The following is a 26,010-nucleotide window of genomic DNA, read 5'->3' on the forward strand; positions in this document are numbered from 1 at the left end:
TTCTGGAGTGATGCGCTCTATGATTTCGGTAGATCAGGTAAGGCCATCGCAATCCGTTGCAAGCGAGATGTCGATAGTGCACGAATATGCTTGGCCCAAGCCGGCGCAACGCCTGTCCAGCACGTTTTTCAAACTTGTTTATCGTTGGTCCCACTCCAGTGCGTTTCGGCATAACGAACGCTTGTGGCACGGCGTGTCCATTGAGCGGGATTCGCGCGGGTTTCTGAAACGGATGTCGATTGAAGGCCATGAATTGCTGGTCGAGAATCCGGACGACCTGCTTGCATCCCAGACGGGTGATTGCCATCTGATTGCCACGGGCCCCTCGGTCAATGACATTGATTACGGTGCGCTTGATCTCCATAACGTCATGGGAGTAAACGGCGCAATCGCTTTACAAGATAAACATCCGGTTCGGTTTGAATATTATTGCATCGTGGATGCCGGGTTTGTACGAAAGCGCCCTGATCTGGTCGCACGCGTGGTTCAGCAAAAGCTGACGTTATTCGCGACCCCATTAGTTTTATGGTACATCGCGCAATACTTCCCGTTATCGCAGTTCCGTTGCCGGGTATTTCTGATTGAAGATATCCAATACCCCGCTTGCCAGCGCGCATTGCTCAAACACGAACTCCTTTCTACGCATGCAAGCACGGATCTCACGCTGTTTGACGAAGACGCCGCCTTGGGTTTCAGCTTCAATATCAGGCGGGGCATATTCGATGGCCGTACCGTGGCCTACACGGGTTTGCAAGTGCTCACCTCCCTCGGGTTCAAAACAATCTTTATGCATGGGCTCGATTTGCTGAACGCGACGCAAACACCGCGCTTCTACGAAACCAAAGAGAATATGCAGCCGAGCGCGCTGGACGGAGATTTTAATTCCTTCATAGAACCGTCGTTTCGCCATGCTGCCCCGCTGTTAACCCGTCGCGGCATACGCGTGGTGAACCTCTCGGCGCAAAGTGCGCTTGGGAGCGACATTATCGAAAAGGACGACTGGCACTCGCTGGCTCATGCATCCCTTGAACAGGAATAGTCCGCGGCTGAAGCGGTATGCGCGTACCTGGCGCGGTATCGCGCAATGAAGGTCGTTCATATTTCCAATACGCCGGTGGCGGGTAGTCCCGGTAACATTGTTTCAGCACTCAATCGGCTCACCGATGTCCAGGCGCGGCATATCGTCTTCAATAGCAGTGCGTATCGCAGCCGAACTTTCGCTGTCGATATCGACTGGAAGACTCAGCAGCAGCAGGCGCTCGACGTCATAGTGGACGCGGACGTCATTCACGTCCATCAGTTCTTCTCGCTCGATGAGACTTTCGGTCCGAATTTCCATCAGCGATTCGGCGATAAAAAAATCATCAAGCAATACCATTCGGCCCCGGATCTCTGGGCCAAGGGCGACGCCGGAGTGGTCCAGCGGATTGTGTACGAGGACGTGCCGCAACTCGTTATTGCGCAGGGTCCCGAGCGCTATTACCCGTTCGCCAGGGTGGTTCCCAATGTGATCCCGTTGAACGATCCTCGCTACTTGCCCGGTCCGGAGAGCAATACCGATGCGCACGGCATACCGCTCGTCACGTTTTCGCCGAGCGGCCGGTCATCTGCGTGGAAAACGCGCTGGGAAACCAAGGGCGTTCCGCAAACCCTCAAGCTGCTGCGCAAACTGGAGCGCAAGGGCTTATGCACGCTTCAATTGATTGTCGATACGCCGCATGACGCGTGTTTGCGGGCCAAGCAACAAGCGGCGATTGCCATCGACGAATGCGTGACCGGGAATTATCACTTGAGCGGGCTGGAGGCGTTGTCGCAAGGGAAACCCACTTTGGGTCATCTCGACAATCGCGTTCAGTCACAGTTGAGGGCCATGACGGGCGCCCTTGAACTGCCCTGGATCGATGTACGGCTGGAGGAGGCCGAAGGTCCGCTTCGTGAACTGCTTTGGGATCGGGCGCTACGCACGGAGCTGGGTGCGGCCTCGCGGCAGTGGATGGAGACCTACTATCAGGAAGCGGCGATGGTTGAGCATTATCGACGCGCGTATCTTGATCTCTTTGAGGCGCCGTATCGATTCCAAGTTCGGCGCTTCGTCGGGCATAGTGAGCCCTGGCTTGCCGTGGCATTGCCAAATCACCGCTGGGCCGCGCGCAAGCGAGCCAACAGCCCGTGGAGAACACTCGTTGAGACGGTACGCGGACGCTGAGGCACGGACTGAGCCGGAGTGGTTTCTCGATACGCCGCACACAAAGAAAAAGCCCTGAATAATCAGGGCTTTTTCTTTGAATCTCTGGAGGCGCGAGCCGGAGTCGAACCGGCCTAAACGGCTTTGCAGGCCGTCACCATTCCTCTTAATTCAATTACTTACCGAGATTAACCACTCATATTAACCACTCCACATACGTGGCCAACGCCGCTCGTTGCCTTCGAAAGACCGTAGACCCGAAGCAGCCAAATGCGTTTAGCGAAAGCGAACATCCCGGAACTTGTCTAGCCACGCGATTGCTGTCAGTGAAGCAAAAGGCGGGGATCCGCAAAGACTTCGCTGCGTAGTCCCGAACCCTAGTTCCATCTGTGCGCGTATTCAAAGCACGCCGACCGGCGATCGATGCGTATCTCGCGAACGCTATTGACGATGGGGTAGACGTACAACGAACACGGTTTCCGTCTCGTCGGAGCGCGCTTCGATGCCGCCCCCATGGGCCTTGGCAATCTCTCGCGCGATATACAGCCCCAGCCCCAGACTGCTGTCGTTATTTCTGTCCTGATAGTTCGGGCCACGTTGCAGCGGATCAAAGATCCGGTCGAGGGTTGAACGTTCAATGGCGGTTCCGCTGTTTTTCACCTCCAGAAGGACTTCCGCTCCCTCCCCCGTCAGTGTCACACGCACCGGCGCGTCGGGCGATCCGTATTTGATCGCATTCAGAACGAGATTACCAAGTAACTGCTGCAGGCGCCGGCCGTCCCAAACGCCTTGGCAGTCGCCAACGATGTCAAGCTCAAGCTTCCGGTCCGGGTGTACTGCCCGCAACAGGTCCAATTCATCGGCAAATTGTTTTGCCAGGTCTCCCTCGGTTGGCGCGATATTGACGCCCAAACCCAGCCTGGTTCGGTTGAAATCAAGCATGTCGTCCAGCAGCGCCTGCATACGCCCGCCACTTCTGATTAGTCGGGAAGCAGCTACCGACACTTTCTCACCGGCATTCAACGCTGCGAGGTACGAAGCCGTCGTCTGGATAGTCTGGAGCGGACTGCGCATGTCGTGGCCCAGCATTCCAAGCAACAGGTTACGAGCCTGGTCTACCTGCGCACTGAAAAGGGCAATCGATTCGGCGATTGCCTGGTCGATGGCCTCATTGAAGCGGATGATGTCCTCCGGATGGGCGGCGTCGGGCCGATATTCATCCATCCATAGGCGGAGCACGCTGGCGCGCAGAGCTCGGTACTCGGCAGCCAGTTGGTTAATGTCAAACCCACCTCGCGCGCGCAGGAGGGCATGCGATTGAGCGGCGGTTTCCTGTGCCCCGGCCGGCTTGAGCGCCTGCCCGATCGATTTTTCGAACTGGGCCTCGCTTGTCTGGGAGGTCGACAAGTCTTTTGCCACGGCCTCCAGAATCTGTTGCGCATGGTCGCGCAAGGCCAGTGACTGCATATTGGCTGCTGCCGGCAATAACGTACTGGCGAACGCCTCCCACTGCACCAGAATGGTTTCCATGTCGCGCAGGATGAAGTCAGCCAGTCGCATACGTGCCCCGAAGTCCGAAACGAGTCAATCTAATTCATTTTTGCGGAATCCGTCGCCACACGCAAACTAATTGCGCCGTCCCAATCGGGCCTGGCAATTGCTGTTCGAAGAGTTCGCGATTGGAGGATCCGATGCCTGCTGAAAACGCAATGCGCATGCTTATCGCGGACGACGACCCGAACCTGCTAGACGCATATGCATTATTCTTCAATGCGCAAGGCTACGACATTCAAACGGCCGGAGACGGCGTCGAAGCGCTCGACGCATATCGCGCGTGGCAGCCCGGTGTCGTTGTTCTTGATATCCAGATGCCTCGCATGGATGGACGCGCGGTGGCACGGGAGATCCGGCGCTTGCAATTCACACCTTTCCCGCTACTGGTAGCTGCCACCGCGCTGGCATCTTCCTTTGAGCGGGCTGAATCAATCAGGTCGGGGTTCGATCACCACCTCGTAAAACCTATCAAACTGCCCCTCCTTTTGAGCACTATAGCGACGGGCCTTCAGTCCGGTACAGACTCATCCCCCTAGGCTGGTGGCGTGCAGCCAATGCCCATTGCGTCTGGTCGTTACGGCACAGCGCAAAATCTGCACGGCGATAACGGCGGTCCCCACATATTTCGGATGGCATTGCGGTGGCTATGGTTGCAAATTGTTGACGATTGAACTGCCGTCGTCGACCGGCGGCTCATGGCCGCTATGCGCCGGCCCGGTAAGAACCAGCCTCCAGCGCATCGCTGCACCTTTGCCAGATGTGCCCAACCAGTGGGCTTTGATAGTTCAGCGTCAACTCGTTCGTGAACAGCGTAAGCGCATCCGATTGACGTACTGTGTGGGAAGCGGTCAGGTACTCGCGGGACAACTTTAGCGCCATTTGCCCTAGCATCAATCGGTCAAGCCAACTCGCCCACATCATGTTTCTAGCCAGCCAGATGCGTGCCGATTCAACCACGTGCTCGACACGCCATGTTTTCGTCAAAGCGTGCGATGCGAGCGCACTCGCCACTAAATAGCAAAGTAGGTGGATTCGTGCTGCTGGGCTAATCAACTGTTTTGAGTGTGGCATGTTTGTTGGTCCAGACTCCAGCGAAGGTGACCCGATACGGCAGATACATGTTGATCGGTACTCCCGCGCGCGATCCACGAGGACATACGCAAGAATGACGACCAATCACTGAATTTACCAGCGCTTCCCGACATTTTCCGTTCCTGGGCTTTCTCACAAAAATGCTGAGACTGCAGTCGCTCCAGAGATGAAGGGTACAGACAAGACTATAAGCGACTGCTCGTGCGCCACCTCCTGCCATTGGCCGACGCACGCTATCGCGCACAGACCAAAGCGACTTTGCGGGCTGCTCACTTTCTTTTAAATTCATGAATTAAAAGCATTAGCCGCCCAGATTAACCGCTCATCAAGCTAGTGCCGTGCGCCACCTGCTAACTTCGAAGGACCGCTCCGCGGCTCTGCAGATCTTCGATTTTCCCTACTGCAGACGTCCAGACTGCCGCACGACCGCGGCAAACTTCGAGGCTTCTCAGGAAGGGTATACAGTAAACTATGAGCTAAGTTCACATCGCTCAAACGAACCGCTCATCGGGACCCGCAGGCGGTCTGCCCATTGCAGTCGACCAAAGGAGGTAATGCGCCATGATGCATGAATTCCTTTCAAATAATCGTGATGATCTTATCGAGCGGTGTCGAATAAAAGTTGCGCACAGGCCCGCCAGAGGGGCAACCGCGCAGCAACTGCAGAACGGCGTGCCGCTTTTTCTTGATCAACTTATTCTGACGCTTCGTGTTGAACAGACGGCGGAGCCCATGGATAGTCGTAAAATCTCGGGGCCGGCAGGCGGCGAGTCCTCATTTTCGGCGATTGGAAACTCCGCTTCTCAACACGGACGACAACTCCTGGAACTCGGATTTTCGGTTGACCAGGTTGTCCACGACTATGGAGACCTTTGTCAGGCAATTACCGATCTTGCGTATGAACGTGACGCGCCCTTCCAAATAGACGAGTTTCGAACACTCAACCGCTGCCTGGACAATGCAATAGCGGACGCAGTGACGGAGTTCAGTTATCAGCGCGATTCAGTTGCGGCGGACAACTACGCCACGCAGATGAATGAACGATTAGGATTTTTCGCTCACGAATTACGCAACTTTCTCCAAACCGCAACGCTCGCTTTTGGTGCGGCGAAGGCTGGGAATCTAAACTTGTCCGGAGCGACGGGATCAGTGTTGGAGCGCAGTATGGATGGCATGCGTGATCTGATAGACGATTCACTAACAGACGTGCGGTTGACAGCCGGGAGCGCAACACCGCCGCAGACGTTCTCGCTGGCTGACTTCATCCAAGAGATCAAACAGGCTGCGGGCCTCGGGGCTCAGGCTCGCGGGTGTGCGTTCGCGGTTTCAGACGTCGACGCACGATTGGCCGTATGTGCGAACCGGGATCTGCTGTTCTCGGCGCTTGGAAACCTGCTGCAAAACGCGTTCAAGTTCACTCATCCCGACACCGAAGTAACCCTTGACGCGTACGCAGTTGCCGACCGCATCCTGATCGACGTGAAAGACCATTGCGGCGGTTTGTCCACCGGCGATGTAGAAAGCATGTTCGAGCCGTTCAGGCAAAACGGCGTTGATAGAACCGGCCTCGGATTGGGGCTTTCGATCGCCCGCCGAAGCGTTGAAGCAAGCGACGGCGTTCTCAGCGTTCGCGATATCCCCGACACGGGGTGCGTTTTTACTATCAGCCTTCCGCGACACACGATGGTCGAACACTGACACGACCACTGCCGCCCCTCCGCTCGCGGCCGATCAGTGACGATCGCGATTGGCTGCACTTGGCCGCTTCTCAAAGGCAACAGGATGCCGACAGGTGCACGTAACCCACGAGCGACATCACTCTGTAGCCAAACCTTTCCAGCTAAACTTGTTGCGAGACGTTCTCAAAGTACTTTCAAATGCGGCTCGAATAACCAACTGTGCAACACGGTATACCGCTGATCGAACGGGTCGAACTGAGACGGTCAAAGTTAGTTTGACCAATGCGTGAACAACCGTGCTGCGAAATGCTGTGTTTCAGTCGCAGGGCTATGCCGCGAATTCAACAATGGATAGTATGCATTGTCCTTTGCAGCGGCTCACCTCTCGCCCAATGCAGCTCCCGCCTCGCGGGAGTTTTTCGCGGGAATAGCGGTCGCTGATCCCGAGTACTCGGTCAAGCTCCCCTCAGAATAAGGATCGCTCGGATCTTCACAAGTGCTAGCTCGGGATGCCCCATTGAAAGAAGTATCTGCGCGATCGCCAACGAACTAAGCACCTCGCTATCGTTTTCGCATACTTGCCTAAGGTCTGCGAGCATTGCCCCTACGTCCGCGCACAAGCTTGCAAAATCTTCGGGAACAAACGCTTTCGCGCGCTCCTGTAACGGCCACAGCGTCACGAAAAAACTCTGAATCGCAAGCTTATTGGCGCTGGACGTCACGCTTCCTCCGTCGTTCCGGATGGCCCTAGCAATTCTAATGCCCCAAAACCTCTAGCGCCCCTCGCAGCACGAGAAGGCTCTTCACCTCCTGTAATGCAGTAGCTCGACGACCCATGCGCAAAAGAGACCTTGCAGCATCAAGTGTGCTAATTGAGAAGAAATCCTCGCCGTATAGCTGCGCTGCGAACCATATGACTGTCTCTATCTCCGCACTCAACTTAATAGGATCATTAAAAGAATCGTGCTGGGCTTGATTGAGCAACGTCTCAACGAGCACGTAAAGATCACGACTTTCAATAGCGGACGGACCGTTTCTCATGTTTCCTCCCATGGGCACCGCAATTCTACCCAAACCGACGCCGACACCTCCCGTCGCGCTTCCGCTACGGTCTCCGTGAAATGCATCCGTGTAACGCACAAAACGAGCCCGGCAAAGCAGGCTCTCCATGCTGATCGACTAGAAAAGTCCGGCCGGTTCCGCTGCGTCATTCCAACTAAAAATAATCACCTCCTTCCGAGCCGCCTCCCGACCCCCTCCGCCCACGGTGTACTTGATATCGACCGTTTCGATGTGGAAACCATCAAATGCCCGCCGGATGTCCGGATGATCATTGAGACTGACGATCGCTCTGCCCTTCAGCGTCCGGAGCCGGGCCGCCATGGCAACATATTCGGCGTGCTCAAATGGCACGCCGTACCCTTCTGTCTCCCAATACGGCGGATCCAGATAGAACAGCGTATGTGGGCGGTCGTACCGATCGATACATGCCTTCCAGTCGAGTCGCTCGATGAACGTGGCAGCAAGTCGCAGGTGCGCGGCCGAGAGCGTTTCTTCGAGGCGCAGCAGATTCAGGCCAGGCGGTGTTGTCGTCGCTGTACCGAATGACTGACTCTCCAACTTCGCGCCAAAGCAATTTTGCTGCAGGTAATAGAAGCGAGCGGCGCGCTGAATGTCAGTCAGCGTCTCCGGCCGCGTGTCCTGCAACCACTTGAACACCTGCCGGCTAGTGAGTGCCCACTTGAACTGGCGCACAAACTCCTCGAGGTGATGCTGCACGACGCGATACAAATTGATCAACTCGCCGTTGATATCGTTGATCACTTCGACGGCCGCCGGCGGACGCAGAAAGTAAAGCGCAGCGCCGCCCGCGAACACCTCAACGTAGCACTCGTGCTTCGGAAAACGCGGAATAAGATGGTCCGCAAGACGGCGCTTGCCGCCGATCCAGGGAATGATGGGAGTTGCCATTGTGATTGCCTTATCTGGAAATACGCTAGAATTCGGCCCGCCCACCGGTGGGTGGCAGGGCCTTGGCTAATTCACTGGCCTATACAGTGGAAAGGCGACGACGGGAATGCTCCAACATTCCCGCCGTCGCCCTGTCTTTTCTTCTCTACTTCGTCACACCGCCCGTCGCGCATGCGATCAGTTGTGCGGTCAAGACCCCCTCCCATTGCTTGCGCTGCAAGTGGTCCCGCCAGATCCGGTCGACGGTCGAGCCGTTCGGGCCGGCCAACAGATCCGCGTCGGACAAAAACGGAGGCGACGCCGGTACTGCATCGATGCACGGCACCGGCACGGCTACATGTGTCTCGACCACCTTCGTGTGCGTGACCGCCGAGACAGGGTGCTCGACTGGCACGGACCCGCATCCGGGCACAAAAAGAAGGACGTTACAAAGTGTTGCGCAAACCATCAAGTGCCGCATCGCATGTCTCCGGTTGATTGGTCGGATGATCGATACGCTCGGTGAGCACATCGATTTGTTTCTGATAGCCGGCCGACTGCTGAACAGCCCTCGCTTTCGCCTCTCCCGCGGCCGCCTGCGCAGCACTGACCTGCGACGCGAAGAGGACGACCGACGCAGACGATTTGCCAGCCGCGTCGGTCATCACAGCCAGGTCCGCTTGCGAGGCGGCCAGCTGCGACTTGAGCACGCCGTTGCTCTCCGTTTTGGTGGCGAGCTGCCGCTCGGTATCGGTGTGCTCCGTTTGCAGCGCACGCAACTCGACGTAGAACCACACACTAAGCGCGGCAAATGCGATCGCGGCAATGCCGGCCGCGATCGCCGCGAGGCGACCCGTTATTTCCGTCATGCCCCCTCTCCTTGGATTTTTCGCACCCACGCGTCGAGCGCCTGGTCGAGCACGCGCTTACCGCCCCAGCTCGACAACGTAATCACGAGCGCGGTGAGCGGCGCTGGCCACTCGCGCCACATGCAAAAGAAAAACGCAGCCAGCCCCGCCACAACCGAAGCCGTGATGACGCTACCGACCTCGACCGCGATCGAGCGCACCAGCGGGTCGCTGGATGCGAGACGCTGAAACGTGCTCGCGGTCCCGCCGATCAAGGCCAGCATCACCGCAAGTCCCAACGAGGCCACCGGAATGCTCTCCAGCTCGACCACGACCGCGTCGCTTGCCGACCGGCTCATCGCATACGCGGCGGCCGCCCAGAGCAGCGCCGTTACTCCCCACACCCAGACGATCATTCGGCGCACGTAACCCCCCGTTTTGCTCGCGCCTCTCGATAGCCCAGAACAAGCCCGAAAGACGCCATGCCGATGTAAAAAATGAGCTGTGCAGCATTGACGAAATACGCACTCGCCGCGAAGAGCGGCGTGATGTATGCGCCGGCCGTGATCGCATACAGCCGGTGCCGTTGAGCTTTCGCCCAATGAAAGCCATACTTCTGCGGCAACCAGTCGTTGATCGCGACGTCGACCGCAATGACAGCCGCCAGCGCACCCGTACCACACGTCACGGCGTATCCCCAGAAACCATCGCGCACGAGCATCAGCGACGTTGCCGAGCACGGCGCAGCGAAGGATGACACCGCGATATAGACGGCCATGTACGCGTAGATCAGTCGGACAAGAGCATCGTTTTTCATGCGGCCCTCCGCAGGTGATTCGCGCCGAGCAGGAACAACACGCGCTCGGCTTCACGGCGCTTCACGAGCCCCGCCAGTACCACACCGCCGGCCTTGTTCCACCGCGCGAATTCGGCGATCGCGCCTTCCGTGTCACCGGCGTTGAGCTTGCGCAATAGCGTCGACGTGTCGAAGTTGCCGCTGCCGATGTTGAACACCAGGTCGACGAGTGCGTCGTACTCTTCCTGAGTGAGCTCGACACGCACCAGACGCTTGACCGTTGCCTCCGCGCTCGCAACGTCCTGATGCAGCCACGCCACCGCCTGCTCGCGCGAGAGGGTCATGCCGTAGCGCATCTCGGGACCTGTATGGCCCCATCCACCCGTCCACGGCGCACCGGTCAGTGCGAGCAAGTTGGCCGCGATCGGCTGCCCGCGTAACGTCATCTGCCATAAACCACGGCGCTGCAATTCCTTCCCTAAAGGCGAGGCGGGATCCGGGTAGGAGAAGAGGTAAAGCGTCTCGGAGTCCTGCGTGAGCGAGAAGCCTTGCTCGGAATACTTGAGGTTTTCGTTCAAAAGCAGCCTCCATAAAAAATGGCCGCGCCGATGAACGATCGGAGTGGCCATAAAAAAGCCACCTCTCAGGGCGGCCAGTGATCTAGGGAATACCCTCACTACGTGAGGACACTGTTCTTGCTTATGTCATTTAAGGAAGCCGACAAACGCTTCCTTTGATCACTCCGGGGTGCGAAATGATTATCAAAGTGATCTTCATAATTGCCGTTATTCTCGGAATTTCTTTCTTGCTTGCGTTATATCGGCCAAGGAATAACGGTAATACCGAGGAAGATGATTGGGACGACGCTGAGTTTGTGCGGACATGGCGAGACTTGAACCATCGGCATGAGCGCGACTGACCGTCCGGCACAACGTCTCTAATTACCGGCCGATGGAACAATTAGATTGATTTTCTTGGCCGGCTTTTTGCCGTGACCGACCTTCGCCTTGCCCTTGTTGCCCGCGTTGAGCTCGACCTCTGTTTCCCAACTGCGGCCCGAGTAGGTGTGCGTGACCGAATCGATCAGGAAATCGCCATCTGCCTCCTTTTTGAAGCCCTGAAGAGCGACCGTTTTTTCCGCCGAGAAGTCAGCACGCCCCTGCATCACCATCGTGCTCTTCGCGGTATGTTGATTGAGCTTCTGCAGGCGGGCATTACCCGCTGCTTTGGCAGCTTCGGGGCTGGCGAATGCGTGCCGCTCGGTGTGGACCGCTGAGGCCCCGGCCGGCGCGTCCGGGTTCGGAATAACCAAGTCAATCTTCTTGCCGGTCTTGACGTCGTGCACCTTCGTCCGAACCGCAACGAAGTTCGCGCGATCTGGGAAGGTGATCGTGTAGTCGAGCAACTGGCTTGGCGTGAGCGTGATCGTTGCAAGCGGCAAGCCGCTCGCGCTCTTGCCTGCGCCACGCGCGGCGACGATCAACTTTCCCGCCTTGATCGTGGCCGTCGCCCCGTACTGCCGAGAAAGGCGCGTAATGAAATGCAGGTCACTCTCGCCAAACTGGTCGGCACGTGGCACCACTACGTCGATGCCACACGCCGGTGTCCACTTATTGCGCCGGGCTACGTCTCCGACGATGTCCGCCAGCTTGGCGTTCTCCCAACTGCCGTAGCGATGGGTTTTGGAAGTCGCGCGCAGGTTGGCGGGCCTACCTCGGATGATCACCGATGCGGGCGGTCCCTTGAGCGCGATTTCGTCAATGGCATATTCGCCGAGGAAGGCCAAGCCCTCACCCTGCCAACCAAGCGATATCCGCAGCGTTGCGCCCTTCGGAGGAAACTGGATCTTCCCATCCCGGTCATCGAGTTCAATCTCGCAGGAGTCGGATTCAAGGCCCGGTTTGTCAACCGTGCGAATCCGCAAGATACGGTCTTGAATCGTCTTGGTGATGTCGTCGCCATTGGCGATCACTTGAAAAATTGCTTGCATCGACCTAACTCCAAAGCTGCACGGATTCGTCGCGCGGTGCGGCGACGTCGGGCAGCGTAATAGCGATGCCCGACGCAAACGGCTGATCGTGCGCCGCGAGCCCCGGATTCGCCGAATAAACCGCCTCGACCATGCCGGGCAACGTCCCGTAATAGGCGTAACAGATCTCGTCCAGAATATCGCCGTCAGAGGTTCTTATAGTCTTCGCCATAGCGGCCGAACTCCAGGCTGAAGGTTTGTTTGCGTGGTGCGCCATCCGACATCAGCGCCTCCTGTTCTTCATCGACGCCCTGCAGATACCAGCGGCCGAGCACCTCGCCGTATCCGGTCGTGAGCTGCAGCGGCACCATCTTGCCGCCGATTGATCGCAGCGCGTCGAGCTGTTTAGCGCCCGGCCCAAGGGCCGCAAAGACAACGCCCGACAGCGTGATGGTTTCGCCGCCCTGACTCACCGCCTGCAGCGCTTCCTGACGATTCAACCGCTCTTGCGAGGCGACCTTGTATTTCGTCGTGCGCCGCAATTTGTCGAATGCAGCGGTCGAGAGGTTGAAGTGGAACGTATCGCCACTGTCCGAGCTCAGCGTCATCAGGTGCGGCGTCGAGGACGACGCGCCGCTAACCAATCCAGAGAACATCTGGCCCGAGCTCGTCGACTTCGCCAGCGCGGCCGGAGCCGGCGTATCTTTGATACCGGCCAGCGCATTGAACTTGGATTTAACATCTCCGAGTGCCGTGTTCACCGAATCAGCCATCGACTTGACCAACGGATGGGTCGATGAGTTTGCCATCGACAAGACGCTGTTCATCGACGACTGCACGGCATTGAAGCTGCGGGTGGCCGCACCGATCTTAGGACTCAGATCACCCGCGACCAACAATGCACTACTCGCACCCGAGAGTAACTCGCCGGCGTTTTGCAGATTCCCTGTCGCAAGTTTCTGCAGGACATCGACAGTGTTTTTACTCGCAGGTCGATTGCGCTCCTCGACCCGCACCATCTGCCGCACACGCTCCGTTCCGATACTCGACTGCGTGGCCGCCTGCGTGAGTTGTGTCATGAAATCCACGCTTCCCCCTAGTTGTGCGCCGAGTCAAACATCGACGAGCGGTTATTTTTCGCGGCCTGATCGGCCATCATCCGTTGAAGCCGTGGCGAGACCTGATCAAGAAATCGGTCGGCAGCTTCGCGGCTTGGCTCGCCGTTCACCTGGACGTGGAACACCGGCGCGAAAGTGTTTGTCTGATCGATCTTCATGACCGGCTTGTCGGCACCAAGCGGCTTGACCGGTGCCGCCGATTTCGCCAGCGCACTAACCAACGCTGCCTGCGAAACCTCGCTGGTCTGCGTTACTGACGCGGCCGGATCTTTCAGCGCAGGCTTTTCTGCAAACACCCATTTCGACACGGCACCAAGCGCTTTCTCACCCGCGTACGCTCCCACAACGCCACCGGCGAGGCCACCGATCGCCACACCGATCGGGCCACCCAACGCACCGATTGCGGCTCCCACCTTGGCACCCAACACGCCACCAGCCAGACTGCCAGCTATCCCGCCAAAGCCTTTCGCCTTCTCCGCACGACCCTCATCGCTGGTAGCGACGCCATATGCGTTCGTCGCCACCATACCGAGCTTAAGCACAGTGCCCGCCATCGCCAGCTTGCCGGCGTACGGCATAACCCGGCCGACCAGTCCACGAGCGGCCGTGCTTAGCCGCGCAAACCGTCCACCCTGCGTCGCTGCGTTCGCTGCACCATTTGCCGCGCTGTCGACAGCGCCGGCACCGGCTGTGCCCACTGCGGTCCGGGCCGCTAACCGTGCATTATTTGCTGCCCGCCCCGCAGCGGCCGCCCCACCAGCCGAACCGTTCGCTGCGCGTCCCGCTCCGGTCGTACTGCCTTGTGCAGCCCCACCCACCTCAGGCCTCGCCGGTATCCGTGCGTTGTTCGCGGCACGCCGCGCTGCGGCTAAACCGCCACCGGCAGCAGTTGCACCCGCAGTACCCGCCGCATTAGCTGCTGACCTTGCCGCCGTCCCTGCGCCGCTCGCTGCACGGCCCGCTGCCCTTGCGCCACCGCCACGAACACCACGAGCGCCCCGATCAGCGGCGGTCGCGCCAACAGCGCTGTCCAAGCCCCCGCTGCCGAAGTTCACAACGAACACCCGCTGAACGCCGCCGGCGACGGCACCACCCATCGCTTGCGCTACTCGGCTGACCACACCGCCGCCACCCGCGCCTGCAGTACCGCGCCGACCGACAAGGGCAACACCCCGCGCAACGTCGATCGCACCTCGGCCGATCTGGAAAAGTGACTTTGCACCGCGATAAGCGATAAAGGATGCCGCGACGCCTGCAACAGCGAGTGTCGCTTGCGGTGCTGAATCGGTGATCTTGGCAAGACCCTCGCCCGTCGCTTTTGCGGCCTGCCCCGCAAGATCGGTTACAGGGCGCAACGCGTCGCCGATGCTACGCATGGCGTCGTTCCACTGCTGCGTCACTTCGCTCCAGACCTGCTTCGACGCATCGCGACGATCCGCCAAGTCCTTCGCGATCTCGCCACTGGCCTGCGCCGAGTCCTTCTTAAGCTGCTGATACATATCCGCGTTCTGCAAATAAGCGGTCAAGGCCGCTTTAACCTGCATATCGTTGAAGAGATCACCCGTTTTCATGGTGTCCTCGAACGCCGCGATTTGCGTTTTACGCTTCGCCGGATCCGCCTCGCCGTTTATGCTCTGCGCGGCGTTAGCGAGCTGCTTTGCTTTCGCTGGATCGGTGCGCTCAATATACGCACGGGCCAGAACAAAGGAAGCCTCAAGGGTCGACCAACCCTTGTTGATGGCTTCCTGCATTTTTGCGTCATAGTCGACGCCGGCTTTCTTATAGTTCGCGGCTGTTTCATTGGATCCGATCTTCGAAAACCAGTTTTTGAGGTTGTTCGCCGCTTCGTCTGCGTTGCCGGCCGTCTTCATTTGAACCTGCAGCATCGCGCCGAGCTGCGTGACCGAGTCCTCACCGGTGATCCCGATCTTCTGCATTTCCGCAAGCAGTACCGGAAACCATCGCGCCATGTCCGCCGACTCGAAAGAACCCGCCTTGCCGAGGAACGCAATCGCTTCGAGCGCCTTGCTCATCGTGGCCAGATCCACAATCTTCGCGTTCTGCTGCAACGACTGAATCATCTTCGCCGTCTCGACGCTGGTCGCACCCTGACCCACTGAGAACTTCGCCACGAGTGGCGCGAAGTCGAGCGCTCGATCCACGTCCATGCCACCCGCGACCATTTGATTGACGGCCTCGGCAAGCTCGTTACGGTTGATGCCGTTCGCCGTCGCATCGCGCCGGATTCGAATGCCCATCGAAGCCTCCTGCTCAGTACGAGCGATGCCCGCCTTGAGCGCGATGTCGCGGATGATCGCCTGATAGTTCGCCGAGATCGTCGCCGGCACCGCCACGGCTGCGCCGAATTTCACGGTATCGCCAACAGCGCCACGAAGCCCTTCACGGCCCGACGCGATGCGCTCTCGCCCGGCTGCCTGCAGATCCAACCCTCGCGCCGTACGCCCGAGCCGCTGGTAAGAACGATCAAGCCTGTCTACTTCGACACCTGCCTCGCGTAGTGAGCGCAGGTTGGTGTCGATCTTCCGGCGAATCCCCTCTGCCGCATTGTCGCCCGCTGCGTGTAACCGGCGAAACTCATCCTGAAGCTTGACCGTGTCGCCGATGGTGCGTTGCCATAGGCGCGTGGTGTCAGCGGTCTTGCGTAGCCCGACAATGCGCGAGCTGGTCTCGGTGACCGCCTTGCCGAACGTCGCTGAAACAGCGCCGCCGATGACGATCCCGAGTGCAATGTCATTTGCCATCTCTTGCCCCAATAGTCCGACCGCGTTCGCGGCCGGTGCTTCGATCCTCAGCATTGCAGCTGAGCGCATTAGTCCGTCAGCCAGTAAATGACGTCCTCCATCGTCAGCTCGTCGATGTCAGTCGGCGACATCCGCAGTTCCATCAGCAGCCGCCGAAGGAGCTTTTTGAGCGTTGCTGGATGCGTTTTTGATAGTGGGTCGAAAGCGAAAGTAGGCGTCTTGCAGACGGTTATAGTCGGCGAGATCCATGTCCTCCAGGTCGTTCGGCGCGACCTCCGCCAGCGCCGCGAAAAGCGCGAGCTCCTGACCATCGTCATCACCCGGCGAGACCTTCGCCGCCGCGCGCATATCGCGGACCTTCGGCCGACGCAACGTCAGGCTATCGCGCGCAATCCCGTCAAACTTCGTGGGAAAGTCGAGCGGCACAGTGACGGTCATGACCGGCCTTCCGGCCGCGGTATCTTTTTGAAGCGGGGTATCCATACAGCACCTCAACGAAAAACGGCGAGCCCTCGGCCCACCGTCGTGTTTAGAAAGTTACTTTGCGACCGACGCTGCGCCGGATCGCACGCGAGCTACATGCCGATCGCCTTGCGAATATCGGCGAGCTGGTCGACGCCACTGATGATCCGGATCATCCCGAGAGGATCGATCTCATGAATCACCGCGCCGTCGATTTCGAACTTGTAATAGGTGAGCGAAACGGTAAATTTCGCATCGACCTTCTCGCCCGACTTCCAGTCGCCCGGATCCATCTCGGACAACATGCCGCGAAAGGTTGCGGCGGCCGACTTAACCTTGCCTTGCACATCGCGAAATGCACCGCGAAAAACGCCGTTAAATGCTGTGGCGTCGGCTAGGCCGAAGAACTTCAGCACATCGACGGACATCGTCGACATCTGGAATGCCGCTTCCATGGCCTCCATGCCGAGGTCGACCTTGACCGGCGCGTCCATGCCGCCCGCGCGGTGATCGTCGGTTTTGATTTTCAGCTTGGGCAGCGTGCACTGCGTCGCCTGTCCGGCAAAGCCCTTGCCGTCCGTGTACACGTTGAAGTTATTAAGTGTTTCGGGGATCACGCATCACCTCTCAGGAGTTGGTATCGAGCACTTCGGTCAGCCACTGATTCGTGACCTCGAAGCGGAAGATGGGGTTTTCGGCTGGGATTACGTCAGAGAAGCGGATGTTCCAATACACCTTTCCCTCCTCTATCTGCGAGGCCGTGTTGAGGTCCGGATCGGCATAGACCTCAAAGTTGATAAGCGCACCCTGTCGCTTGAGGTCACGCATGAACCCGCGAACACTCTCAGTCACATCCTCAACGAAGGTTGCCGCAATACCGCGATCGACCGCCCATTTGGTGCCCATGAGCACCGCATCCATGACCATGTCGAGCGTGCGCACGCGTGTGACGAAAGACCATTTCGGATCAGCCGACAAAGTGCGGTTGCCCCACAAGCGGTATCCGCCATCGCGAATGATGGTCGAGATGAACGCGTTATTGAGCAGGTTCGCGCGGCACGTTTCATCCCCGTCAAGAAACTCGATCGGACGCTTCGTGCCGGTGATGTCCACTATCTCTTTGTTCGACGGCGACGCCCAGAACCCGATAGCAGAGTCGGTCTGCGCAAAGAGTCCTGCCGCGAATGGCGAGGCCGGCACCGCCACGTCGGAATTCGCGGTTGTGTCGTACTGCAGCGCACCGGGATCGACCATATACAGGCGCTTGCTTCCGAAGTTGGCGGCATAGCTGACCACAGCCTCATCGTCCGTGTCCGGACCGTCAATGATTCCGATGCCACGAAGCTTGGCCGCAAGAGCATCCATTGCGGTCGCCACTGCCTGCGTGCCGGAAAAGCCAGGAGCGAGGATCAAGCGCGGTTGCACATTGAACTTCGACTTCGCGTCGAGCAGCGCCTGAAGACCCGTGCGCTGCCCACCAGCGCTCACGCCACCGATGATGGAGGATGTCAGCGCCGCCGGCTCAGCCACGGCCGACACTCCCACCCCGACGATCACAGCCTTGCTCTGCGCGTAAATGGCGCGCGCGGCCTTCGCAACCGCGCTACCTTCTCCAAACGCAGCCACCGCCTCACGGTAGCTCGTGAGCTGGACCGGGACATTGGGCGCTGCACGATCTGCGCCCGGCGTGTACGTGTTCGCCATGCCGATAATCGACGACGACGGCACGGCAATCGAACGAGGCCCGGAGTCGACAAGCGACACGGTCACGCCGTGAAAAAACGATGTTGCAGCCATATACCTTTCCCCTACAAAAAATGAAAGCCGCTCCAGACGTTGTCCGGGCGGCCAGCAAGGCTGTTTATATGGTCGAGCGAGCCAATCAGCTCGACCAGAAAAGCGCGAAGGTCTATGCGACGATCTCGGCACCGGCGAACGCGTAGCGCGACAAACCGCCCTGGTAATAAGCGGGCGCGTTGTCGGTGCTTTCGTCGACCGGCTTTTCTTTCACCAGCTCCAATTCGGCAAACTCGAACGCGTCAACGCCCTTTCCGGGAAGGCCCTTAATGGTGATGGTCGAAACGGCGATGTATTGCAGCTTGTCGTCCAACGCTTTCTTGTCGAAATAGCTCTGCACGCTCACGGTCGTTTGTGCTGCGGACTTGTTCAGTTGAACGCCGTCGATGACGTGGATTTCAGCCGGCACGCCGTTCGATGCGATCGTTACGATTTTCTTCAGCATGGTTGTTGCTCCTGGTAAAGGACGGCTTACGCCTTGGGTTGAGTCGGCCACTCGATCGAGCGAGGAAAGCCGGGTTGATCGGAAATTTCGCGAAGTGCCTGGCGATATGGCGCCCATGCCTCGCTCAAAGCCGGCGGTACGTCGCGGCCTTGCGTCCAGTCGGATTCGCGCAAGAGCTGGTCGCGCTCTGTTCGCGCTTGCTCGGCGATCGCTGCATCGTCGGGCGCAACGTAAGCCGCGACCGGCCCGAATTCGCCCGACCGCAAGCGATAGAAAAGCGCGCGGCTATGGATTTCGGAGTCTTGCGCATCGGCCGTGAAGGGCATCGGTTGTGTTAGGCCCATTGGATGATTGGGAAACGTGACCGTGCATGAAATCATGGTCGATTCGGCATTAGCCCAACGTGGGCCGGTTACGTCGCCCACTTGAAACGCAGCATTGCCGGCTTGCGAATCATGGAGAACTGGAATCGTTGACATAGGTTCGTTTCCTTATGCAATGCGCACGTACAAAATATCTTTTCCGTTTGCGCCGAACGCGCCGCTCATAACGCGCCACGTGCCGCCCATACCCGGCAGGTTCACAAGCGTGTTGACGCCGGGGTTGCCGCCGGTATTCATGTACGTGTACGAGCCAACGCCGCCGTATTCCATGACAGAGCGTGGCGCTATCCAGTTGCCGAAGTTGTTGGTTGTAACCAGCGCGCCTTGATATTGATTGTCAACGTAGGCGTCGAGATTAGTTCCCCAATTGATGGAAATCGAGTTGCCCGTGTCGCTGGCAACGTAGCCATAGTTAGCCCCACCGTTGCGTCTCGGTGCCTGCTGGTTGATGTTGTTTTGTAAGCTGTTGACCGTGCCGTTGAGCCAATTGCTCAGATAGCCGCCCCACACACCGCCGTAAATGTTGCCATCCGCTGCCAACCGACCGCCACCATTTCCCGCCCACACCTCGCCGCTTGCCTGGACAACGTTGCGCGCATACAGATTCGCCATCCAGAAAGAGCCAGCATCGTCCGTATTGGCGATCACAGCGGTGTAGGCACTGTTGATCCACTCCATACCACCGCCGCCAGTCCGACCGCGCATGAATTGGAAGCTGCCATCGTTCGAGCGCAAGCCGAGTTCGCCAGCGGCCCCATTGTTGATGAGTTGCAGGCGGCCCGTGATCGTCGGGGTAATCGTGTTCAGCTTCGAATTCGGGTCGAAGTTGCCCGTGTCCCAAGGAATCACCCCGGCCCAATTTGGCCGCGCACGAGGAAAGCTCACTACCCCGTCTTCGCCCACGGACGCGTTGACAGCGCTATTAGCAGCGTTGATGAACTCAATGGTTCGCGCTGCGCTGTTGGAGCGGATATAAGGCTCATACCCATTCGCATTGAGCATCAACTGACCGCTATATTGGTTTCCTTGTCCGCCATAAATCCGCACGTTGCCCGTGACCAACCCGCCCGACAACGGTAGATAGCTTGCCGGGTTGAAGTTCCACGAACCCCAGACAGTGCCACCGGCGCCCCGCGTTATATCGGCGCCCCTAAATGACCATGCGTTGCTCTGCCCGCCCAAGTGCATGACGATCGACGGATCGGACGTAGTTGTGCCGCCCTCATACGCGTCGATCGCGGCGAAGTGCCGACCACCCCAACGCGTCCAACGCATACCCATATATGCAGCCGTGGCGTTGGGCGCATCGATCTGCAATGCTGGCCCGCGACCCGCAGTGATGTTCCAGTTGGCGAACGTGCCACCGATGTCTGCCAACGCGCGAAATACGCCGTAGTTGTCGGTCGCGTTCGCATTGGATTGGACCGGCTTCTGGAACGTCGTGGTGGCGCCGAACCGCACCGTTTCTATGCCGTTGTTCGTGATACCGAATACACCATCGGCAATGTGCCAAAGGCCGGTATCAGGGGTTCCGTCATTGTCGAATGTCAGGCTGGGACGCAATTGCGTTCCCTCGGCCAATGCGAATTGACCGGCCATCGTGCCGCCGCCTTTGTCGATCGGATTCAGGTTTCCGGTGTGCCATGCAACCTTACCGTCGATCTTGAATTCCTTCGTCGTACCGAAATACTGGAACGAGCCGATTGTGGGCGAATACCATCCGGCGCTGTTTTGGTTCGCATAGAAGTAGCCATCATTCTGTCCGAGCATGATGTGGCCTTCACCCCCAAACCGATTAATGGCAAAGTCCCCGCCCAACTGAAATCGACTCGAACCGTCGTCCGCAGTGTTGATCAACCAGCGGCCCGCGCTGGTGATTTGTCCACGCTGCGAGCCTGACGTTTCGTCGCCGAAGATCAGCGAACCCAGGTTGTTCGAATAGACGCTGTATTTGCGTCCCGTCGATGCCGTCGAGTTATTGAGGATGACGCCAGCGGCGAAGCCCTGCGGCCCGGTCAGCATCAATCCGGCATTGCCATTCGCGAGGTTTGAAACGGTGATCGGACCGCCGAACGTGGTGCCTGCGCCATTCTGGTCGATGGTCACAGCACCGGTTGACAGGTTCCACGCGAACGGGCGATAGCTGTTAAACGTTCCGTACTGGTCGCCGCTGGCGGTCTGCATCAGGTAGACGTTGCTGCCGTCGTTGCGGATAAACATGCCATAGTTGCCCGCGACAGCGCGGAACTGGCCGCCCGCGTCCACTGCGGAACTTTGCACACTTCCTGAAAAGCGCCCATTGCCTGCTACATACAACAGGCTCGAACCGTCGTCGTTGACCGTCCCGATGAGAACGCGACCAGACGGCAAAATCCTCAGTTTCGGCGAATTGCCCGCCAGCAGATCGAGGAAGCCGGTCGCGCTCTCTGACCCAACCGAGGCGTTCCCTGCGGTGCGGAAATAGCCGTTGTTCGTGTCGGCAGTCATCCATGCCCTGACGGTTCCTGAATCGCCTGCAACCTGCGTGCCGTAGGTCCGTGCGTTGCCATTGACTTGCTGTGCGTTTGAGCCGTCGTCGTATGTGGTGCCGACCAGGACGCGGCCGCCATAAGGTGCCAGCGCGACAGGCTTTTTTGCGGTGTTCTGGCTGTTCATGGCTTCGATCGTGAGGCCGTCGAAATTGCCCGTCGAAAGCGATCCGGTTCGGTCGCCCTTGATCGTGATGCCGTACAGGACGGACGCGGCACCGTTGACTTGTAGCGACGTTGTATCGTCGTCGGCCGCACCATTGAGCACCAGGCGCGGAATGTATCTAAGCGACGCGGTACCGCCTACCAAGTCATATTCGCCGCCGGTGCGAGCCAAGAAAATGGCGTATTCGCCGCGCGTCAGCTCGATCGACGCGCGCGAGGCCATCGTCCAAATGAAATCGCCGGTGCCGACCAGGCCGACCGTCAGGCGGCCAGCGCCCTGGTTGTAAATGTAGAAAGCACTACCGGCTTTGAGCGAAACACTCGGCGGCAAGCGAAGCAAGCCACCGTCCGCGCCATACCATTGAATCGCCTTGCCAACGTGTTTTTTGGTCAAGTCGGTGTTGGTGTTGCTCATGAAGCTCGTGCCGAACTGAAACCCGAATTGACGTACGCCGGAAGGCGTAACAGCCCTAACGGCGTCCTCACCGTCTTGTGATTCGTCGTCGGTGGCCAATTCAACGACGCCTTGCCGCTCAGTAGTTGCCGGCGGATTGGTGAACGTCGCGTCGCCAAAGTAGAGTTGTGCTGCGTCGATCGTGGTGAATTGCATGTCGGCGGCAAGCAGAAGCATTGCCGCGGGCGACTTCTCCATGATCGGCGTGGTCTGACTGTAGACCGCGAACAGAATGCCGTTCTCCAGATACAGACCGAAGCCATACAGTGAGTATTGATCGGCCGTGTCGTCCTTGAGCGTCACGTGAATGGTGTCCGCCGCGACGTTCTCGCCGGAAATGGTCGAGATCCGCTTGCGCTCACCGGGTAGTATGGTCAGCGTCTCGTCGGTGTCATCAAACGCACCCGTACTCACGCCGATGGTGGTGACCTTGTGAGCAGCCGTGCCGGCATTGCCTAGGGCAACCAGCGCTGCCCGACCGGCCTTGGTGACATGAATGAGGGTTCCGGTCATAACTAGGTATCCGTAAATGTGAGGCGGCGAAAGAGGGCCGGCCGCACGGCAGCCGCAATGGATTGCGCCCCCTGCATCGAAAAGCCCTGCGTAAATGTGTAGTGCGCGCTCGCGCGCTTGGTGCGATCGATCTCCGCGATGATGTCGGCCACGAACGCGGCGGTGGGTGGCTGGCCTTCCCGGCCGCTGACCGTCATCACGATATCGAACGTGCCCGGCTTGCCTGGCGGGTCAATCTCAAACCACTCGCGCAGAGCAACGTTGCCGCCGAACGAGGCGACAACTTCACGCACGGCGGCCGCCGTACCTCGCTTGCGTGCAATGGGAATCGCAGCCTTTACGCGCGCACGCTTGACCTGCTCCGGCCAATACTCTTTCCATGTGTCAACACCGAGGTGCCACGCAAGCCACGGAAGCAGCGCGAGCGGTATCGCATCGGGGTTCATGAGGGTTGCCAGCGGAACCGGCACCTCATGCGTGCGCGCATTTGTTGCCGCGAGCGCACGTTCGAGCGACGTCGCGTTCGCGGGAAGCAAACTATTCGTCATACACGCCCCCATCGATCAGCTCGATATGCGTGCAATACGTCGCTTGCTGTTTGGTGACCGGGATCCCACCAAGCGGCGTTTCGAGGATCACCTTCTGCACGCCAGCGACACGTATCGCGGCATACAGTCCATCGTCCGTAACCTCCATGCCAAGCGCATGCATGTCGTCCGCGTATTGCTGCGCACGCTTATTCGCCTCTGAAAGTGCGACCACGCGATCGGGACCCGAGAAAAACCTGAGCGTGGCGCGAATGGCATAGCGCAGAATCTGCGCTCCCTGCACAGTCACTTTGTCGGTAAGCGGCCGCACGTCGTCGGAGCTCAGCGCCGTGGTAACGATCTTGATCAGATCTTCATCAGCACTGCCGTCGTCAATGCGCGACAGGATCGTGACAACGATCTCGCACGGCGCGGGGCTCACCACCGAAGCCGAGAGCACGCGGCCATCGGCATTGCGCGACTTCGATACGTACGCGACCTCGGGACCTGCAACGGAATAGCCTTGAGGAGCCAACTGCGTGCGTGCCCGCAAATCATCGTCGCGCTCCTTCACGGCATCAATACCGTTGTCCGGATCGGCCGGGGAAATAGTCAGCCGCTGAACGTCAAAAAGAGCTGCGAGATGCTCCAGGTCTGCGCCCGTCGCAAAGGCGAGCATCACCGCGCGTGCAGCATCGTTCACCCGAGCACGGAAGCGCACCTCGCGGTACGCCGAGAGCTCCAGCAGTTTGACCACCGGGTCCGATTCGAGCGCTGCGCTCCAATCCCTATAGGTGCCCTTGAAGTCCGTGATCAGATCCTGATAGATGTCCTCGAAGTCCAGCGTATCGACCAGATCCGGCGGGTCGATCGCGGTCAAATCAATGGTTGTCACGTCGTCACCTCGAACACAATGTCATCACCCTCGTAGGTGCCTTGAATGCGAAATGTCACCGCCCCGGCTAGGATCGATTCGACCGATACACGAGACAGCTTGATACGCGGCTCCCACCTCCCGATGGCACGAGCGGCTTCCGCCTGCACGGTGGAAATCCATCCGCGCGTGACGGGCAAATCGACCATCTTCGGGATATCAGAGCCGTACTCTGGCCGCTGCCGACGCGTGCCCTTTCGCGTGGACAGGATGTCGCCGATGCTCTGGCGTAGATGGTCCAGGCCGGTTATCGGTGCGCCTGTCGTGCGGCTCATTCCAACCAACACCGTGCCGGCCGCCATGCTCAGGCTCCGGAACCGGTGCGTTCGAAGTCACCGAGCTGGGTTAGGTGCTCGACACGTTCAGACGTCGAGACGGTGATCAGGCTGCCGACGACGGTTGCGGTGCTCCCATCAGCGAAGACAATCGTGCGCGATTTGAACGCTTTGTCTCGGAACGTCACGGTTTGCTGCAACCCGGCCTTGGCAGGGGCAGCGGTCTTGATTTCTTGTGGCATATCGCCTTCCCAATAAAAAAGGCCCCGACGAATGCGGGGCCAAAGTCACTTTGCGATCGGCGTATCGACCGCGTCTATTTGATCGGCGGGCTTACCGGCTTGCCATCGCCTTCTTCCATGTGGATGTGATCCGGGAGCGAGACACCTTCCGAGGTCACCTTGCCGGTAAAGCTCGCGTCGCCATCGATTTCCGAGGCAGGACCGCCGTTGCTGTTGCTGCCGGTCATGCCGCCCATGAATGCAAGCCGCTTCTCAGTGGTGCTGTTGCCGGTGAAAATCGAGTCAGGCGCATCCACCAGCAGCTTGGGTGTCGTCTGCGTGATGCCAGCCGCCGTCATCTCAAACTGCGTATTGCCGACGCGAAATAGGATTCGGCCGTTCGCTGGCACCGAAAACACGTACTCGCTGGCATCGTGGTCGTAGTGCTCATGTCCGCCATCTGGGTAGTCGGTGGCGGTCATGTTTTCGGTATTGCCATTCGCTCCGCCGTGCGTGTCCGTGTAGAAGCCGGCCAACACGAATCCCGACGCGAGCGTGCCGGACGGCGCAAACACGAGCGCTTGCTCACCGACCGATGGAGGGCACCACTTGCGCACCCTGCCCGCCGCAGCGGTACGCCACGGCAGCAAGGCGCTCACCCATTCTCCGTTTCGCACACGGCATCGAGGCGGGTCGTATTGCACCAAGTCGACGACGCCGGCCTGCACGATGCTGGATAGAAGGCGATCGAATTCGCCGATGTCGTAATCGCTCATCTGGATGCTCCAAAGCCATCTGGCGGGTCAGAAGCCGGATCCCAATAGTCCGATTCGTGACCGGGGCCGGTATCCGGCACGATGCCCCAAACGAGCGTTCCACCCGGCGGCAAAGGTGGCACTGCGTCACCCAGGTCAAACTCATGCGTCCACTCGACGAGCCACACTAGATAGGTATCAAGGTGCGGCTTGAACGGGTCTTCCGCGACCATCACCAGCTTGGCCGGCGTCACCGGCAACTGCCACGTTTGAAAATGGATGGCCTTGGCAACACGCGCGGCCAACTCGCGCACGGCAAGTTCTGCAGCGGCAATAAGCGGATCCACGATCACTCGAGCCTGAAAGCGGCCGATCAACGGGGTGCGCCCGGTACCGGGCGCATGCCCCGGCTCCATCTCGGACATTTCGATCACGATACACGGTGTTGCGATCTTTCGACCGATACGGGGGTACGTCTCGACTGACACCATGTCAGGAAATTTCGTGCGCAGCCCGGCCTCGATGGCCGCATGCAACGTACCGAGGTTTTCGAGTCCAATCGACGCTGCGAATTCTTCCAGCACCCATGGCGCATCAA

Annotated in this window: 27 protein-coding genes; 4 read left to right on the forward strand and 23 right to left on the reverse strand. The window is 58.9% G+C overall.

What is annotated here, in order from left to right; translation table 11 throughout:
* Positions 1-19 precede the first annotated feature (19 nt).
* Positions 20-1,039 carry a hypothetical protein gene (locus HB376_RS26650; RefSeq protein ID WP_213766727.1) on the forward strand — a complete coding sequence of 340 codons (1,020 nt, stop codon included), beginning with the start codon at positions 20-22 and terminating at the stop codon, positions 1,037-1,039.
* 45 nt (positions 1,040-1,084) lie between these two features.
* The gene (locus HB376_RS26655) at positions 1,085-2,206 is read left to right on the forward strand and encodes a hypothetical protein (protein WP_213766728.1); all 1,122 of its coding nucleotides are present in this window, start codon (positions 1,085-1,087) and stop codon (positions 2,204-2,206) included.
* Positions 2,207-2,626: 420 nt separating this feature from the next.
* Here the strand turns inward: HB376_RS26655 and HB376_RS26660 are convergent, their stop codons facing one another.
* Positions 2,627-3,745 (reverse strand): sensor histidine kinase, encoded by a 1,119-nt coding sequence (locus HB376_RS26660; protein WP_213766729.1) that lies wholly within the window; start codon positions 3,743-3,745, stop codon positions 2,627-2,629.
* A 131-nt stretch (positions 3,746-3,876) separates the two neighbouring features.
* Here HB376_RS26660 and HB376_RS26665 point away from each other — a divergent pair, with 131 nt between their 5' ends.
* Both HB376_RS26665 and HB376_RS26670 read left to right on the forward strand, forming a co-directional pair.
* A complete protein-coding gene (locus HB376_RS26665) occupies positions 3,877-4,275 on the forward strand; it encodes a response regulator (protein ID WP_213766730.1) in 399 nt (132 codons plus the stop codon).
* A gap of 1,117 nt (positions 4,276-5,392) precedes the next feature.
* Entirely contained in the window at positions 5,393-6,529 is a 1,137-nt protein-coding gene (locus tag HB376_RS26670; RefSeq protein ID WP_213766731.1) for a HAMP domain-containing sensor histidine kinase, read from the forward strand.
* A 1,160-nt stretch (positions 6,530-7,689) separates the two neighbouring features.
* Here HB376_RS26670 and HB376_RS26675 read toward each other — a convergent pair.
* The 22 genes from HB376_RS26675 to HB376_RS26780 all read right to left on the reverse strand — a co-directional run bounded on the left by HB376_RS26675 (position 7,690) and on the right by HB376_RS26780 (position 25,903).
* The gene (locus tag HB376_RS26675) at positions 7,690-8,481 is read right to left on the reverse strand and encodes a DNA adenine methylase (protein WP_213766732.1); all 792 of its coding nucleotides are present in this window, start codon (positions 8,479-8,481) and stop codon (positions 7,690-7,692) included.
* Between the two features lie 145 nt (positions 8,482-8,626).
* Positions 8,627-8,875, reverse strand: coding sequence for a hypothetical protein (locus tag HB376_RS26680; RefSeq protein WP_213766733.1), 249 nt, complete (start codon positions 8,873-8,875; stop codon positions 8,627-8,629).
* A 31-nt stretch (positions 8,876-8,906) separates the two neighbouring features.
* Positions 8,907-9,329, reverse strand: coding sequence for a hypothetical protein (locus HB376_RS26685; protein WP_213766734.1), 423 nt, complete (start codon positions 9,327-9,329; stop codon positions 8,907-8,909).
* A complete protein-coding gene (locus HB376_RS26690; RefSeq protein WP_213766735.1) occupies positions 9,326-9,724 on the reverse strand; it encodes a phage holin family protein in 399 nt (132 codons plus the stop codon). The genes HB376_RS26685 and HB376_RS26690 overlap by 4 nt, the downstream gene beginning before the upstream one ends.
* Positions 9,721-10,125, reverse strand: coding sequence for a hypothetical protein (locus HB376_RS26695; RefSeq protein ID WP_213766736.1), 405 nt, complete (start codon positions 10,123-10,125; stop codon positions 9,721-9,723). The genes HB376_RS26690 and HB376_RS26695 overlap by 4 nt, the downstream gene beginning before the upstream one ends.
* Positions 10,122-10,682, reverse strand: a complete 561-nt coding sequence (locus HB376_RS26700; RefSeq protein ID WP_213766737.1) for a lysozyme — start codon at positions 10,680-10,682, stop codon at positions 10,122-10,124. The genes HB376_RS26695 and HB376_RS26700 overlap by 4 nt, the downstream gene beginning before the upstream one ends.
* 359 nt (positions 10,683-11,041) lie before the next feature.
* Complete coding sequence (locus tag HB376_RS26705; RefSeq protein WP_213766738.1) at positions 11,042-12,094, reverse strand: contractile injection system protein, VgrG/Pvc8 family; 1,053 nt, start codon at positions 12,092-12,094, stop codon at positions 11,042-11,044.
* Between the two features lie 4 nt (positions 12,095-12,098).
* Positions 12,099-12,305, reverse strand: coding sequence for a tail protein X (locus HB376_RS26710; protein ID WP_213766739.1), 207 nt, complete (start codon positions 12,303-12,305; stop codon positions 12,099-12,101).
* Positions 12,280-13,161 carry a phage tail protein gene (locus tag HB376_RS26715; RefSeq protein ID WP_213766740.1) on the reverse strand — a complete coding sequence of 294 codons (882 nt, stop codon included), beginning with the start codon at positions 13,159-13,161 and terminating at the stop codon, positions 12,280-12,282. Before HB376_RS26715 ends, HB376_RS26710 begins: the two co-directional genes overlap by 26 nt.
* Before the next feature lie 8 nt (positions 13,162-13,169).
* Positions 13,170-15,953 carry a phage tail tape measure protein gene (locus HB376_RS26720; protein WP_213766741.1) on the reverse strand — a complete coding sequence of 928 codons (2,784 nt, stop codon included), beginning with the start codon at positions 15,951-15,953 and terminating at the stop codon, positions 13,170-13,172.
* Positions 15,954-16,070: 117 nt separating this feature from the next.
* A complete protein-coding gene (locus HB376_RS26725) occupies positions 16,071-16,391 on the reverse strand; it encodes a phage tail assembly protein (protein ID WP_255631588.1) in 321 nt (106 codons plus the stop codon).
* A 137-nt stretch (positions 16,392-16,528) separates the two neighbouring features.
* Positions 16,529-17,032: a phage major tail tube protein gene (locus HB376_RS26730; RefSeq protein WP_213766743.1), complete on the reverse strand. Its 504-nt coding sequence runs from the start codon at positions 17,030-17,032 to the stop codon at positions 16,529-16,531.
* A gap of 10 nt (positions 17,033-17,042) precedes the next feature.
* The gene (locus tag HB376_RS26735) at positions 17,043-18,212 is read right to left on the reverse strand and encodes a phage tail sheath family protein (RefSeq protein ID WP_213766744.1); all 1,170 of its coding nucleotides are present in this window, start codon (positions 18,210-18,212) and stop codon (positions 17,043-17,045) included.
* Between the two features lie 112 nt (positions 18,213-18,324).
* The gene (locus tag HB376_RS26740; RefSeq protein ID WP_213766745.1) at positions 18,325-18,657 is read right to left on the reverse strand and encodes a hypothetical protein; all 333 of its coding nucleotides are present in this window, start codon (positions 18,655-18,657) and stop codon (positions 18,325-18,327) included.
* A 26-nt stretch (positions 18,658-18,683) separates the two neighbouring features.
* The gene (locus tag HB376_RS26745) at positions 18,684-19,136 is read right to left on the reverse strand and encodes a tail fiber assembly protein (protein WP_213766746.1); all 453 of its coding nucleotides are present in this window, start codon (positions 19,134-19,136) and stop codon (positions 18,684-18,686) included.
* A 12-nt stretch (positions 19,137-19,148) separates the two neighbouring features.
* Positions 19,149-22,700 carry a hypothetical protein gene (locus HB376_RS26750; protein WP_213766747.1) on the reverse strand — a complete coding sequence of 1,184 codons (3,552 nt, stop codon included), beginning with the start codon at positions 22,698-22,700 and terminating at the stop codon, positions 19,149-19,151.
* A gap of 2 nt (positions 22,701-22,702) precedes the next feature.
* Entirely contained in the window at positions 22,703-23,248 is a 546-nt protein-coding gene (locus HB376_RS26755) for a phage tail protein I (RefSeq protein ID WP_213766748.1), read from the reverse strand.
* Complete coding sequence (locus HB376_RS26760) at positions 23,238-24,122, reverse strand: baseplate J/gp47 family protein (protein WP_213766749.1); 885 nt, start codon at positions 24,120-24,122, stop codon at positions 23,238-23,240. The genes HB376_RS26755 and HB376_RS26760 overlap by 11 nt, the downstream gene beginning before the upstream one ends.
* On the reverse strand, positions 24,119-24,463 hold the full coding sequence (locus HB376_RS26765) for a GPW/gp25 family protein (protein WP_213766750.1): 345 nt from the start codon (positions 24,461-24,463) through the stop codon (positions 24,119-24,121). The genes HB376_RS26760 and HB376_RS26765 overlap by 4 nt, the downstream gene beginning before the upstream one ends.
* Before the next feature lie 2 nt (positions 24,464-24,465).
* Entirely contained in the window at positions 24,466-24,678 is a 213-nt protein-coding gene (locus HB376_RS26770) for a hypothetical protein (protein WP_213766751.1), read from the reverse strand.
* A 74-nt stretch (positions 24,679-24,752) separates the two neighbouring features.
* A complete protein-coding gene (locus tag HB376_RS26775) occupies positions 24,753-25,433 on the reverse strand; it encodes a phage baseplate assembly protein V (protein ID WP_213766752.1) in 681 nt (226 codons plus the stop codon).
* On the reverse strand, positions 25,430-25,903 hold the full coding sequence (locus HB376_RS26780; protein WP_255631590.1) for a hypothetical protein: 474 nt from the start codon (positions 25,901-25,903) through the stop codon (positions 25,430-25,432). The genes HB376_RS26775 and HB376_RS26780 overlap by 4 nt, the downstream gene beginning before the upstream one ends.
* Between the last annotated feature and the right edge of the window lie 107 nt (positions 25,904-26,010).

Origin of the sequence: Caballeronia sp. dw_19, assembly GCF_018449515.1 — a bacterium.
Taxonomy (GTDB): Bacteria; Pseudomonadota; Gammaproteobacteria; order Burkholderiales; family Burkholderiaceae; genus Caballeronia.